Below are 14606 nucleotides of genomic sequence, written 5' to 3'. Positions count from 1 at the left end.
AAAGGTTGTAATAAAACTACAAATCCATATAATTACTTTCGTGGATTAGGCACTACGCCTTTCCTCTCTAGTCTATCCAGGATGGATATTTTTCTCCAAGGACCTGAGTGACAAGTCGTCTCAACGGATATGAGAATCTCTAGTTCCAAGGAACCGAGCCAAGCTTCACTAGAGTACTTAATCACAACTAATTTAGGAGTATTGACTATGTCTTATACAGGCAACAACCATATTTATTGGCAAAACACTTGGTTTAACACTGATGTTTTGCGTGGCGGTTTATTCGCCATGAGCTTTAAGGCCTAACCCTCCTTAAAGTTTTAGTTTCCATCATCCATCAACCTTTGTATCGCCTTTTTTGGCGTGTTTAGACTCAAGTAGCATATTGATGTTTTTGCATGGATATGCCAGGTTTTTCCCGCTAGCGCGGTAATGTACTTCCCCGAAAGGGACGCTTGAAATATGTCTTTGCCTGCTCATTGAGCAGGCTTTTTTTTGTCTTTTTTTCGCTTAAGTATTTAACGGTTTTGCCTGATGTAATGAGCGTAAACGGTTCGTGTTAGAAGTGATGTGGTATGGACAATAAATGGATATGGGGTTCAATATACAAGCTATCGGCCTATCGCTTGTGATACTTGTTACTCAGGGACTGTTTATGGACACTAAGTTGTTTTTTCAAAATGGTAAGTTAACACTGGATATCAACCCCAGTGAGATGCGAATGTCGCATTGGGTTTATGCGCCAGTGTTAATCAATACTGAAACGGCGGAAGTGCTTTTTGATTTATCAGGGAAGGGCTGGGATTTTCGGTCTGCAGAAGAAAGTGGTGATGACATCATTTTAAAGCTTGCCCGTTATCCTGATGCGAACAATGTATTTAGGCTCGTTCTGAATATATCAAAAGACCGAGCAAGCCTTAACGGTAATATTTTTTCAATTAATGATGTGTGTAAGGTATTAGAGGATATTGCCTAACAAGTGATATATGGATTTTTTAATTTTTATATATAAATCATAGCCTTTAATCTGCAAAGATATATGCGGCAAACCCTACCCAACTTAATAGTAAAAGCGTTATGGCAATCCAAGTCGCGGTGGTGAACTGACGTTGAGATTCGAATAATGCGTCTGAATCCTCTAGTTCATCAGTGTCATTAACTGTGCGAGATTTTGCTCTCAACTGTTGTTTACGTGCTTTATCCCGTTCGCGAGCTTTGGCTTTTTGCAGCTTTTTATATTCAGCTATGCCTTTTTCTATCCCTTGGGCAATGAGTTTAGTTTGCTCTTTGGTTTGGCCCGGCTTTTTGGTGGCTTTGGCTGCGACCAGTGCTTCTTGTTGAGTTTCTGTCGAGATAGTGGGTTTCATCTGGGCTCTGCCTAAATTAATGCGGCTGTGGCTAAAAGGTGATAGCTAAAGTGTAAACGCAGCGATTATACCCACATTAGACCTCAAAAACGTAAGATGAATATCTTCTTTCCATTAAAAAATCAGTGGATGTCCACCCTGTGGGGCGGGGATATATACAGGCTCGTAGTCCCATACTTCCCTAATGGTATCAACCGACAAAGCATCGGATGGCGTGCCTTCACTGACGATTCGCCCTTGTTTTAACACAATTAATTGATCGCTATAGCGCGCGGCTTGGTTTAAGTCATGCAGTACCACTATTACAGTGTAGCCTTGTTGGTGAGCTAAGTTTTGGGCTAATTCAAGTACTCTGTGCTGCTGGGCAAGATCTAACGCCGATGTTGGTTCATCCAGTAATAGTACGGGCGGAAACGGCGATTGCCTGAGTTGAGTTAAGACTCTGGCGAGTTGGACTCGCTGTTTCTCGCCGCCAGAGAGGGTTGGATAGCTGCGCTTAGCCAGATGGGTTAAGCCCACTTGCGCCAGTTGCTCGGTAACTAACGCATCACCTTCTATCTTACTGATGGTTAAGGGATATAAGCCCATTGCTACGACTTCTGACACAGTGAAAGGAAAGGTGAGGCTGGCGTGTTGCGGCAGTACAGCTAAGGATTTTGCCAGCTCGCTCCTAGGCCAATCCGCCAGCTGGCTATGGCCTAGTCGTATACTTTGCCTTGGTGTGCTGATTTCTTGGCAAAGGGCTTTAAGCAGGGTGGATTTACCCGCACCATTTGGGCCGAGTAGGGCGGTTACCGCACCCGATTGAAACTGTACATTAATATCACTGAGCACGGTTTTTGGACCGATGCTGACATCGAGCTGACAAATGCTGAGCTCGGTGCGATCAAATTGCGCCTTAGCTGAATAAGTTGTCGATTGTGATGGTTGATTTGCAAAGGATGTTGCAGCCATAAAAACTCGCTTAGATTAGCTTACTGCGCTGTTGCAGTAGTAAAAAGATGAAGAAAGGCGCACCGATGAGCGCGGTGACGAGTCCAACGGGTAACTCGGCAGGCGGTAAAAAAGCGCGCGCGCCGATATCGGCCAATGCCAATAGGGCTGCACCTAAAAGTGCGCTGATGGGCAGCAGTTGGCGATGATCTGGCCCTAACATCATGCGCACTAAATGCGGCACGACGAGGCCGATAAAGCCGATAATTCCTGTTGCAGCTACACTTACGCCAACCCCTAAGGCGCAAAGCAAAATAAGCCTAAGTTTGAGCCTATCGACATCTATCCCTAAGTGGCGTGCTTCGGATTCGCCAAGCAGCAAGGCATTGAGTGCCGCCGCATCTTGGTGAAATCGCCAACTCAGTAGCGCTAAGGTCACAAGACAAAGGCTGACATATAGCCACTGCGCACCTGCAATCGATCCCATTTGCCATAGGGTTAAGTCACGTAGCGCCATGTCGTTGGCAAGATATGTGAGAACACCTATTCCTGCGCCTGCCAGCGCAGCTATGGCAACACCCGACAAAAGTAATAATACGACCGATGTACCTGTTGGGCTGCTGGCGAGTCGGTAGACGATAAGGGTGGTCACTAATCCCGATGCAAACGCACTGATGGGGATCATCAACGGATTCGCGTTGGGTAGCAGCACGATACAGATGGCTGCGCCAAGTGCAGCGCCGGATGACACTCCGATAATACCGGGATCCGCTAAGGGATTGCGAAAAAGCCCCTGCATTACCGCGCCGCACTGTGCGAGCGTAGCGCCTACTGCTAACGCCAGTAATGTCCGTGGTAAGCGCACATTGTTGATTACCAGTTGCTCGTGGGGCGCAATATTGCCGATATTTTGCTGGGTAGCCCAATTGAACACTGCATTTAGGGCGTCGATAAAGCTGATGCTAACGGGGCCAGTGCTGACCGAGAGTAAGCCGCTTAGGGCTAACAGTGTGACTAGACTCGGCCAGAGCCAGCGGTTGAGGAACATCTCAAATATCCTTTCTATTTTTATCTGGGGTTAATTAGTGCTAACTGTACTCATCGCTGCGTTTGTGAATGGTTTTGCTTGAGCAATGTGCTGGCGAGCGTATCCGCGGCGCCTATGGCACTGATACCTAAACCACCGAGAAAGGCTTGCGGTGCTAGTGTTTGAATATGGCCGTTTTCACCTGCTGGGGTATGGGCGAGTAGTGGCATCTCTTTCAACAGTTCTTGAGCAATTTGTGCATTAGTTTGATCTGTGGGTTTATCGCTACGCTTTGACAGCAAAATAATGTCGGGCTGCAAGGACAGAATCCCTTCTTGAGACATGCTTTTGTAGCCATCAAACTCGGCGATATTTTGTGCCCCAGACAGCTCGATAATAGTATCAGCGGCTGTGCCTTTACCGCCAACCCGTGCACCGCGGCCTTCTTGTAACAGCATGAAGAGAATTTTTGGCTGAGAGCCCGCATCGCGCACTTGTTGTTTTTTACCCGCTAAGCTTTGCAGTTGTTGATGTAAATCTTGTTTTAATTTAACCGCATGTTCTTGGCGATTGAGTAAGTGACCTAAGGTATCCACATTGTTCATCAGTTGTGGTTCATCATTTGTTGCGGGTAATTGCACGACTTGGATATTCGCCTGTTTTAATACCTTTAGTGTGGTTTCAGGTCCCATCACATCTGAACCGACAACCAGCGTAGGGGAGAGGGCAATAATGCCTTCGGCGGAGAGCATTCTGTGATAACCAAGCTTAGCCACATGGCTCAAACTTTCAGGCACATAGCTGGTGGAGTCGATGGCAACTAGTTCATTGCCTGCGTCGAGGGCGAGCACGAGCTCTGTGACTCCTGTACCCGCACTCACGAGTCTTATCTCTGGCTCGGCACTCAGTTCAGCGCTAAAAACGCTTGAGGATAGTAAGGCCGTAAGTGCTGATGTGAAAAACATCAAATTTTTTAATGTCTTATATGTGCGCTTATGTTGATAACGCTGAACTCTGGAACCTTTTTTTACTGGTATTTTAGTTGCTTGAAACAACATGGTTAAACTCCTAATACAACTTGTTCGCCACAGGCTTAGATGCCGTTTTTTGATATCAGACTTTTGCTTTCTCATTTAAATGGCGGGTTCGGATACGCTAATGCTCCATCAAAATTTGTGTCTGACTGATGGACTGCGTCTGCAACAGTGCAAGCAGTTGCATCAAAGGTTCCACTGGCGCGGTTTTGTCGGCGGCAATGACAACCGTCGCCTTCGGCATAGTCTGAAAATGTGCAGTAAATTCAGTGGTAAAAGTGGCTAAGTCATCAAACTCTTTGCCATCAATAGCCCAATAAGGCGCTGTTGCCATGATATTGATGGCAATTGTTTGTTTGTTGTCGATTGCCGTGATAGCTGAGCTTGGGCTTTGTGGCACATCTACCGGCAAACTCAATAATTGGCTATTTGCCGTCAGTAGTAAAAACACCAGCACGATAAAAATAATGTCGATTAACGCGGTTAAATCTAGGCTCGGAAGTTGCTCAGGCGAAGCAATGCCAGCCTGCGATAAGAATGATTTATCTGCACTTATCATGTCTGTGGCTCAATTTGAGAATGGGGCTTGGATGCCAATTTTTGCTCGACGCTGGTTTTACTGACTCGGGTGAATGCTTGGTAATGATTGGCATCAATTGAAATATCTTCGATACCCGCTAACCAGAGATTGAGTTGATTGAGCACATGCCCAGCGCGCAGGCATTGGCCTTGAGCCCAGATCCCAAAAAGATGGGCGGCGGTAATGGCGGGCACGGCGATCATGAGTCCGGCAGCTGTGGTGTTCATCGCAAGGCCCAGTCCAGCACTGAGTTGTGCTGGAGTGACGGGGCCTTGTGATTGCCCGAGTTGGGCAAACATTTCGATGAGTCCCAATACTGTGCCGAGCAAACCGAGTAGTGGACTAATGATGCCAATCACTTGTAAAACCTTGAGTCCGGCTTGCAAGTCGCGTTGTTGCTTATTGAGCCACAGACTGAGTAATTCTTCCCTTAGCACTTTTGGCTGGTGGACTTGTTTGAGTAACAAGGTCGCGCCACGGGCGAGTAAATCTTGCTGTGCGCTGGTTTGCGCTAGCAGCGCGCTGACGTTTTCAGTGGTCGCCGCTGAGCTTGATTGACGCAATGCTTTTACCCAGGCCTGTTTTTGGGGCCAGATTGACAGCAGAGTTTGATGCAAAAACAAGGCGCTACGTTCAAGGCAGATCATCAAAGCTAAAAAAGCACATAACAACAAGGGCCAAGTGAGCACGCCGAGTTGAGTCTGTAGGGTTGAAAAATCAGTTACGGGCATTAAGCCTCTCCAATCGATTGAAAAATAAGTTTTATATGTAAGTTAGTAAAACAAAAATCACGCTAGTTGTGCGGTGGCTAATTCCCTACGAGCTAACTCTCCACGGGCTAACTTTTCAGTGGCAACATTGGGCCTGTTAGTTGAGCGCGAAGCGAATAGGCACTCTGACCTTATAATGACTCGCTAGCCTTTGCGCTGGCGCCGCAAATTGCCAGTTTTCAACTGCATCTAACGCGGCTTGATCTAACAGACTGAATCCTGAGCTTTTTACTAACGTCAGTGCCAGTTGCTCACCAAGTTCGTTAAACATCACTTCTATGGTTGCGGTGCCTTCTAGCCCTTTTTTACGCGCTATTTTTGGATAAGTCGGTTGCGGTGGCGCTGCAGCGAACAGCGGTTTGGCTAATTCCACTATGTTAGTTTGGGCACTGTCAGTTGTTACACTGGCTACATTTGGGGTCGCTTTTGCATCAACTTCGGCTGCGTTAGCGATTAAATCCATTTGTGCAGTTTTGGGTTCTGTTTGTTGTTCAACTTGTTCGAGTCGCTTATGTGTTAAAGCACCTGGGTTTAAAGCGCTTGAATTTAAAGCACTTAGTTCTAAAGCGTTCGTCGCTAAAGGGTCCGTATTCGGAAGATTGTTAGCCGTGGGTTTTGTTGCTGAAGATTTTTTGGCGAGTTGGCTGTCAATTCGTTGATCAGCTTTAGTTTTCGGGATAACCGCCTTATCGACAGATTCTGCTGTTGATACTTTTTGCGCTGTACTGTTTTTTTGCACTGTTCTGTTCACTGTTGCTACTTTGGCGTCTGTTTGCTTGATGGGCTCTGCACTCGTGTTGCTTGCAGCGCTAGTCGCGGTAGAAAAATTAAGGGTGACAGTATTCGCGCTGGGAGTGAGTGATGCTTGATTTACGCTCGATGTTTGGGCGCTTTGCTGCATAGTCATAGCGGGTTGCGAGGCGATAACACCCGTCTGGATGGCAACCGTTAACGCGCCAAAGGCAAGATATCGTTTTGGTGTCACAGCAACCTCTTTTTCCAATGAAAGCCATTTTCCTAATTAAGATATCTCAATATAAACAAGATCGCAAATGATAATGATTTGCATTTGATCTATTTTATTATCTCAGGTAGAGTGCCTGCAATAGCTCGAATGAGCGCTTAAAAAAGCAGCTAAACCGACAATTTATCCTACTTTATGGGTACTGATTGCCTTGGGCTCGATCTGGAAGAGGCTCAATCTCGAAAGGGCCAAATCTGGAATGGAACATCTGTAACAGACTAAATCTCGAAAGTATTGGCGTCTGGAAGAGAGTCTAGGCTCAGTAATAAATTGTACGGAAACAGCTGAATATCACTTGAGGATGAAGAGATGAAAAAAAAGCCGTTAGTGATCGCCATGGCGATAGCACTGAGTGGTACGGCCCTAAGTTTTACGTTAGCGGCAGAGGAAAGTGTTAAGCCCGTTGTTCAACAGGATGCGAATAAAAAACTGGTCACGACTGAATTTGATGAAGTATTGGTGAGTGCAACACGCATCAGTGAAAAAGCCTCCGAAACCAGCCGTAGCGTGGCAGTGGTGGATGAAGAGCAACTTACGGTCGCCCAAGCATCATCAGTTGCTAATGCCCTTAAAAATGAGGCGAATATTACGTTGACTAATGGCCCAAGAGCTTCATCTCAAGGGGTTGAAATCCGTGGTTTAAGTGGCGATCGTGTGTTGCAAACAATTGACGGTGCAAGACAAAATACCAGCTCTGGTCACAGAGGTACCTACTTTATGGACCCAGAGTTGCTCAAATCCATCGAAGTGCTGCGCGGCCCTGCGAGTAGCTTGTGGGGCAGTGGTGCCCTCGGTGGTGTCGTAGCGCAGAATACTAAGTCGGCACAAGATTTTTTAGCGCCAGATGAGACCTTTGGTGGCTATTTCAAACAAGGTTATGAGACCAATGGCTCCCGCACTAAAACCAGTGGCGCTATCTATGGTCAACAAGACAGCATCGATTGGTTACTCAATGGTTCCTATTACGATTCAAACAATATAAAAACTGGTAATGACGAAACTCTAAACAACAGTGCATCCCAAGGCAGCAGTGGTTTAGCTAAATTCGGTTGGCAAGCCGACGAGGCATCACGGTTAGAGTTATCTGCAAGAGCCAGCAAAAACAATGAATTAGTACCGAGTAATCCTTCTGCTGCTGTGAGTAGTTCAGTGCCTTTGGTGCGTCGCAAAACTGACGATCAAAACCTCACCCTAAACTACAGTCTCAATCCTGCTAATAACCCGTATCTGGATACTAAGATGCAAGTGTATTGGAACAGTACCGACTACGATGAAGACCGTATTACGAAAGGTCAGCAAGACAGTACTGAGTTCCGCACTGTGGGGATTAACCTTAATAACAGTTCGCGTTTAGGTAATACTCTGTTGACCTACGGGGTCGATGGTTTTCGCGATACCATAGAAACGACGCGTGATGATTCGGGCCAAGTGGGCCAGCGTCCAGAGAATATCGATGGCGAAACCACAGTATGGGGCGCTTTTACGCGGGCAGATATTGAGTTGACTAAGACGTTAAATCTTGATGCGGGTCTGCGTTATGACAGCTTTAAAAATGACAGCCATAATCTCAACTTATCCTCAGATGACAATGAGTTATCACCATCGCTTGGCTTGGTGTGGCAGACTCAGCCTTGGCTGACCTTAAGCGCCCGTTACGATCAAGCCTTTCGCGCACCTACGGTAGAGGAAATGTTCTCCAGCGGCACCCATTATTGTATCCCGCCAATCCCCGGATTTTTACCCCAAGGTTTATGTAACACCTTCGCGGTGAATTCGGATCTAAAAGCAGAGACTGCGCGCAATAAAGAAATCAAAGCGGACTTACGTTTCAGTGAGTTAGCGGGTAATGATGAACTGGCGCTAACGTTTAACGTTTTCCGTAACGATGTGGACTATTTTATCGTGCAGCAAGTGTCTAATCCTTGGCGTGGCATTCCTGGATTCGAGCAAACGACCTCATGGAATAACGTTGAAGATGCACGTTTAACAGGTTTTGAAATTAGCGGTCGTTACCGTATTGGCCAAACTCGATTAGCGATAAATTACGGCCAAACCCATGGCGAAGATCGTCAAACGGGCGATGACATAGAAGGTATACCCGCCAATAAGTTCAATGTCGATTTATCCCAAGGCATTATGGAAGGCGACATGAAACTCGGCACTCGCGTCACTTATGTGGCGACTCAGTCGAATACGCCTGACGGCTTTAAAGTGGCGAAATACGACGATTACACCCTATGGGATGTGTATGTAGCGTGGGAGCCGACTATGGGCGCGATGGCGGGTGTGAGAGTGGATTTCGCAATCGAAAATATCGGTGATGAGAAGTATCAACAAGCGTGGCAAACCTTGTATCAACCGGGTCGTAATATGAAGTTATCGGCGCGATATATGTTCTAAGCCACTCAATAGTCACTACCGCTGGAGACAGTAAAATGAAAATGACACTCGATACCGAGCTCGATGTCGCGCCAGATTTAAACTCTGAGCAACGTCAGTTAAGTGAGCAACAGGCGCAATTGCGACAACGATTTGAACAACAAGCTGATTTAATGCCAGCACAGCTCGCCAGTGAATTAGGCATTGCCGAGCTCGAAGTGGTTGCTGCATTGCCGCCCGAACAAGTGGTGTTTGTTCCGTTAACTCAGCTCGATACATTACTGCAAGCCTTACCCGAATGGGGAAAATTAACCACTATTGTGATGTTATCTGGCAGCGTATTTGAATTTAAAGGGGATTTTCCCGAGGGAAAATACGCCCACGGTTATTACAACCTCTACAGCAAGGGGGACGGTTTGCATGGTCATCTCAAATTAGATGCCATGAGTGGCATCGCCTTGATCAGCAGACCTTTTAGAGGCAGCGAGAGCCATTCGATTAACTTTTTCGGCAGTGAAGGTGAGGTGGTTTTCAAAGTGTATTTAGGCCGTGATAAACAAAGAGCACTGTTTCCTGAGCAAGTTCGCCAATTTAAAGCGCTCGCGACTGCCTTTGCCTCGGTGCAATCACACCTCTGAATTGAGCATTAACAAAAGTATTAAGGAAAACAGTAAATGAAACCTGAAATTACCGAACAAGAACAACGTTTAAGAGACAAACTCTTACCCGAAATCGAAGCCTTTAAACAGCAGCGCGAGACCTTGCAACTGGCCACCATTGGCACAGATGGCCAGCCGAATGCGAGCTATGCGCCCTTCGCTCTGGCTGATGATGGTTTTTATATTTTGGTGAGTGACTTAGCCCGTCATGGTCATAATTTAAAGCACTCATCTAAGGTCTCTGTGATGTTAGTTGAAGACGAAACTGCGGCCAAATCGGTTTTTGCCCGCAAGCGTTTAACCTTCGATGCGATTGCCGAGGCAGTGCCTCGCGATACGCCCGCCTTCAGTAAAGGTGTTGGAGTGTTATCGGCACGTTTTGGCGAAATGTCCGATAACCTTGCGGCGTTAACCGATTTTAACTTATATAAGCTCGCGCCCCATCAGGGTCTTTACGTCAAAGGTTTTGGCCAAGCGTTTAGCCTGAGCGGCGCAGAGTTGTTAGATGTGGATTGGAAGCGCGATGGCCACCACGGCACGCCAAAAACGCCGGAAAACAAGCAAGTCGCTTAAGTCGCCCTAAGCGATGGCAATAAAAGAAACCCGCACTCGCTGCGGGTTTCTTTTATGCTTTTCTTTTGAGTAAAACCACACAGCCCTTGAATTCCACTGCAAGAGGTAGCATCTCACTTATATGCTTTAAGCAATGCTGCGCGGTTAACGGCTGCAGATGATCTCATTCATGCTGATGTTATATTTGAATTGCCTTACCTACCTTAAGGATGCCACCCGTGACCGAGCCGACACACGAACTCGCCAAATCATCTGAACCCATTAAAGAGGGAGCTGAGCCATTGCCCGAAAAGTTAATTCCAGTCACGCCTACAACAAGCGCTGATACATCAAAGGCTAAATGGACCTCGGCGCAGCAAAGATCGGTATTGCCTTGGATTATGGGGTTTCTTAAACCCTACAAACTGAAAGTTGTCGCGGCGATTATCTGCTTGATGATAGGGTCACTCGCTTGGCTATCATTAGGCCAAGGTGTGCGCTTAATGGTTGATGAAGGCTTTGTGCGTGACAATGCGCAGCGGCTGAATGAAATCATACTGTTAGTACTCGGGATTACCGCCGTCAGTGGCACAGCTGTGTTTTGCCGCTTCTACTTGATGACTTGGCTTGGCGAGCGGGTCAGCGCCGATATTCGTCTAACGGTTTACAATCAACTACTTAAACTCTCTCCCGCCTTTTACGCTAAGGTACGCACTGGTGAAGTGATCTCCCGTTTTACCGCCGATTCTACTTTGCTACAAACTGTGGTGGGTTCGAGTCTGTCCATGGCGCTGCGCTCTAGCGTAACTGTTCTTGGTGGTTTAGTCATGATGGGTATCACTAGCGTTAAGATGACATTGCTGGTGTTGTTGGCGGTGCCCTTAGTGTTAGGGCCGGTGATCTTTTTTGGTCGCAAAGTCCGTACGCTGGCGCGAGAAAGCCAAGATAGGGTTGCTGATCTCGGCGCTTATGTTGATGAAACACTTCATGAAATTCATACGGTACAAGCCTATGGGCATGAAGATAAAGACCGTAGCTTGTTCAATCGCCGCGTCGAAGATGTCATGTCTGCGGCCAGTGGCCGGATCCGTTACCGTGCCTTATTGATCTCAACCGTGATGTTTTTAAGTATCGCCGCAATTGCTATGGTGACTTGGGTCGGTGCCCACGATGTGATGGCGGGTAAGATGACGGGCGGTGAGTTATCTGCCTTTATGTTTTACGCTGTGATGGTTGCGGGCGCAGTGGCGACCATTAGCGAAGTGATAGGCGAAATTCAGCGGGCTTCTGGCGCCGCCGAACGTTTAATCGAACTGGCTGAAACACAAGTGGATATTCCCGTTGCAACTCATCCTGTGAGTTTACCCGCCAAGGTCAGTGGCGAGTTAATGATTGAAGGGCTCAATTTTGCCTATCCAGAGCATGATGCCTTAGTGCTAAAACAGCTCAATATGGCTATTGCCGCGGGTGAGCGGGTTGCCTTAGTCGGGCCAAGTGGCGCGGGTAAAAGTACCTTGTTCCAGTTATTGCAACGCTTTTATGTGCCTAGCGCTGGCAGTATTCGACTGGAAGGTATTGATATTGCAAATCTTCTTCCGCAGGAGTTGCGGTCGCAGTTTGCTCTAGTGCCGCAGGACTCGGTGATTTTTGCGACTAGCGTACTTGAAAACGTGCGTTATGGTCGAGTCGATGCGACCGAGCAAGAAGTGATTGATGCTTGTATTGCGGCCCGTGCCCACGAGTTTATTAGCGAGTTTACTGAAGGTTATCAAACCTATTTAGGTGAGCGTGGTGTGCGGCTTTCTGGTGGACAAAAGCAACGTATTGCCATTGCGCGGGCGATTTTAGCCAACAGACCGATATTGTTACTCGATGAAGCGACCAGCGCTTTAGATGCGGTAAGCGAGCAGAAAGTGAAGCAAGCGCTGGATGTATTGATGGCGGGTAAAACGACTTTGATTATTGCTCACCGTTTATCGACGGTAATCAATGCCGATAGGATTTTTGTGTTTGATAAGGGCGAGATTGTCGCCAGCGGTCGCCACCAAGAGCTGATGCAATCTAATGCGTTATATCGTGAATTTGCCAGTCTGCAATTGTTAACCGAAGAGGCCAATGCCAGCGCCTTGAATGAGACCATTTAGGTAAAATAAAACCCAGTCGCTAGCTTAAACACTTAAGCTCGGTCACTGGGTCTTTTATTGTGCTTTTGTTGCTAAGCTCTGTTACTCAGCTTTGTCTTTAAGTACGGCACTTTAAGTACTGCACTTTAAGTGCGGTCTCTAAGCTTTATCTTTTAGCTCGCGGCGCAGAATTTTACCTACGGTACTCTTAGGTAATTGCGCCATAAATTCAATCACTTTTGGCAATTTATAGGCGGTTAACTGCTCGCGGCAATAGGTTAGAATGGCCTCTTTAGCCTGTTGATGATCTTGGCTATCATCCTTTAGTACGATAAAGGCTTTAACCGCTTCGCCCGAGTGTTCATCTTTTACTCCCACCACGGCGCATTCGATCACATTAGGGTGGCTCGCTAGGATGTTTTCCACTTCGTTGGGATAGACATTAAAACCTGAGACTATGATCATATCTTTTTTACGATCCACAATTTGATGGAAACCTTCCGCCGTTGCTATGGCAATGTCACCGGTTTTAAAGAAACCCTCTTGAGTCATAGCATTAGCGGTTTCCTGCGGATTATTCCAATATCCCCGCATGACTTGTGGGCCGCGTGCGGCTAATTCTCCGGCCTTACCTAAGGGCACTTCAATGTCGTTTTCATCTAAGAGTTTAACCTCAGTGCCAATCACAGGTTTACCAATAGTGCCTAGTTTTTGATAACCGGGTGCATTGAGTGAAATCACCGGCGAAGTTTCAGATAGCCCATAACCTTCACTGATCATGTTGCCTGTCGTCTGTTGCCAAATGTTGGCTGCCGCGGCCGTCAGTGCTGTGCCGCCCGAGATGGTGATTTTTAAATGGCTAAAGTCGAGTGCTTTAAACTCGGGTTGATGGCATAGGGCGACAAACAGAGTATTGAGTCCCGCAAATCCAGTGAAGGGATATTTGGCGAGTGTCTTAATTAAGCCGCTAATATCCCGTGGATTTGGAATTAATACCGAGCAGCCGCCACACTCGAAATACAGCACTAAGTTCACCATAAATGCATAAATATGGTAAATCGGTAGCGGTGCAACGAAGATATCTTCCCCTTCGGTGATCACGCTCGCGATGCGGGATTTTACCTGCGCCGCATTAGCGAGCATATTGCCGTGGGTCAACATAGCACCTTTAGATAATCCAGTGGTGCCGCCCGTATATTGCAACGCCGAGAGGTCGTCGAGATTTGAGATAAATCGGCTAAAGGGGAGTTCTGCGCCTTGTTTTAAAATTTGGCAAAACTCCACATTCTTCAGGCCTGTCTTAGGCTGTACGTGCGGATCGATCAAATCTAAAGGGTGGGTTGAAATGACATATTCTATTTTGGTGCTGTCGATGACTTTGGCTAAGGTCGGTAATAGATCGGATAAAACCACGATCGCTTTGGCACCAGAATCATTGAACTGATGGATGAGCTCACGCTCGGTATACAGGGGATTAGTGTTAACTAAGATAAGCCCAGCCCTGATTGCGCCGTAGGCCGCGATGACAAATTGGGTGATATTAGGCAATTGAATGGCGATGCGATCGCCCGGTTTGAGTGTGGTCTTATTCTGTAAATAGGCGGCAAAGTAACGAGAATCGCGTTCTATCTCGTTAAAACTGCTGGTTTTACCGAGACAGGCATAGGCGGGTTTATCACCGTAACGCAGGCTGGTTTTCTCGATCAGATCGACCAGTGATGAGTAGTTTAGTTTGAGTTGAGAGTCTTGATCGTATGCCATGCTGAACTACCTCAAAGATGATGTTTATTAGTTGTTATTATTTTGGAGTTAAACAGGTGTTTAGATTAGAGGGTGTTAGCACTAGAGGTCAATGCTTATCGCGAAAAACATCTTTATGCCAATAACGGTATCTTTATGTAAAAAATAGTATTTTTACTCTAAAGCTAAGTGCTTAACTATAGCTTAGTTATCTTAGAATCTTAGTTATCTAATGAACCACAAAACCTAAATAAGAGTTGAAGGAAAGACAATTTAAAATTTGTAACCGTTATGTTTCTAAGGATTAAGATTGAATGTGCTCAATTTGCTTTGTCTATGCGCCGTTTAACGGGGAAATTTTCAGCTTTGTAGGCGTTTAAGGTTTGATTCCGATGTATGAGACGTTAAAGATCAGGTT

At 46.6% G+C, this 14606-nt stretch carries 13 protein-coding genes; 5 read left to right on the top strand and 8 right to left on the bottom strand.

Annotated elements, in window-relative coordinates; all coding sequences use genetic code 11:
* Nucleotides 1–586: 586 nt before the first annotated feature.
* A complete protein-coding gene (locus L5M51_RS09150) occupies nt 587–976 on the top strand; it encodes a hypothetical protein (protein WP_251071146.1) in 390 nt (129 codons plus the stop codon).
* A gap of 46 nt (nt 977–1022) precedes the next feature.
* Here the strand turns inward: L5M51_RS09150 and L5M51_RS09145 are convergent, their stop codons facing one another.
* From L5M51_RS09145 to L5M51_RS09115, 7 genes are all read right to left on the bottom strand, one after another.
* Nucleotides 1023–1367 carry a DUF2956 domain-containing protein gene (locus L5M51_RS09145; protein WP_263164226.1) on the bottom strand — a complete coding sequence of 115 codons (345 nt, stop codon included), beginning with the start codon at nt 1365–1367 and terminating at the stop codon, nt 1023–1025.
* Between the two features lie 114 nt (nt 1368–1481).
* Nucleotides 1482–2321 carry a heme ABC transporter ATP-binding protein gene (locus tag L5M51_RS09140; RefSeq protein ID WP_263164224.1) on the bottom strand — a complete coding sequence of 280 codons (840 nt, stop codon included), beginning with the start codon at nt 2319–2321 and terminating at the stop codon, nt 1482–1484.
* A 10-nt stretch (nt 2322–2331) separates the two neighbouring features.
* Nucleotides 2332–3348, bottom strand: coding sequence for a FecCD family ABC transporter permease (locus L5M51_RS09135; RefSeq protein WP_219235177.1), 1017 nt, complete (start codon nt 3346–3348; stop codon nt 2332–2334).
* Nucleotides 3349–3398: 50 nt separating this feature from the next.
* A complete protein-coding gene (locus L5M51_RS09130; protein ID WP_411569246.1) occupies nt 3399–4292 on the bottom strand; it encodes an ABC transporter substrate-binding protein in 894 nt (297 codons plus the stop codon).
* Between the two features lie 190 nt (nt 4293–4482).
* On the bottom strand, nt 4483–4920 hold the full coding sequence (locus tag L5M51_RS09125) for an ExbD/TolR family protein (RefSeq protein WP_263172415.1): 438 nt from the start codon (nt 4918–4920) through the stop codon (nt 4483–4485).
* A complete protein-coding gene (locus tag L5M51_RS09120; RefSeq protein ID WP_113939886.1) occupies nt 4917–5672 on the bottom strand; it encodes a MotA/TolQ/ExbB proton channel family protein in 756 nt (251 codons plus the stop codon). Before L5M51_RS09120 ends, L5M51_RS09125 begins: the two co-directional genes overlap by 4 nt.
* Nucleotides 5673–5808: 136 nt before the next feature.
* On the bottom strand, nt 5809–6696 hold the full coding sequence (locus L5M51_RS09115) for an energy transducer TonB (protein ID WP_263172414.1): 888 nt from the start codon (nt 6694–6696) through the stop codon (nt 5809–5811).
* Nucleotides 6697–7044: 348 nt separating this feature from the next.
* Between L5M51_RS09115 and L5M51_RS09110 the strand changes: the two genes are divergently transcribed.
* The 4 genes from L5M51_RS09110 to L5M51_RS09095 all read left to right on the top strand — a co-directional run bounded on the left by L5M51_RS09110 (nt 7045) and on the right by L5M51_RS09095 (nt 12469).
* Nucleotides 7045–9135, top strand: a complete 2091-nt coding sequence (locus L5M51_RS09110; protein WP_263172412.1) for a TonB-dependent hemoglobin/transferrin/lactoferrin family receptor — start codon at nt 7045–7047, stop codon at nt 9133–9135.
* A gap of 35 nt (nt 9136–9170) precedes the next feature.
* On the top strand, nt 9171–9752 hold the full coding sequence (hutX, locus tag L5M51_RS09105) for a heme utilization cystosolic carrier protein HutX (protein WP_263172411.1): 582 nt from the start codon (nt 9171–9173) through the stop codon (nt 9750–9752).
* Between the two features lie 36 nt (nt 9753–9788).
* Nucleotides 9789–10346 carry a heme utilization protein HutZ gene (hutZ, locus tag L5M51_RS09100; RefSeq protein WP_028761546.1) on the top strand — a complete coding sequence of 186 codons (558 nt, stop codon included), beginning with the start codon at nt 9789–9791 and terminating at the stop codon, nt 10344–10346.
* A gap of 218 nt (nt 10347–10564) precedes the next feature.
* Nucleotides 10565–12469, top strand: coding sequence for an ABC transporter transmembrane domain-containing protein (locus L5M51_RS09095; protein WP_263172410.1), 1905 nt, complete (start codon nt 10565–10567; stop codon nt 12467–12469).
* A 138-nt stretch (nt 12470–12607) separates the two neighbouring features.
* Here L5M51_RS09095 and L5M51_RS09090 read toward each other — a convergent pair whose 3' ends face one another.
* Nucleotides 12608–14209, bottom strand: coding sequence for an AMP-binding protein (locus tag L5M51_RS09090; RefSeq protein WP_263172408.1), 1602 nt, complete (start codon nt 14207–14209; stop codon nt 12608–12610).
* Nucleotides 14210–14606: the final 397 nt, after the last annotated feature.

This window comes from Shewanella sp. SM73 (assembly GCF_025653795.1).
GTDB classification, from domain to species: Bacteria; Pseudomonadota; Gammaproteobacteria; order Enterobacterales; family Shewanellaceae; genus Shewanella; species Shewanella oncorhynchi.
The sequence above is the reverse complement of the archived record's forward strand: the minus strand, read 5'-3'. Positions and strand labels throughout refer to the sequence as shown.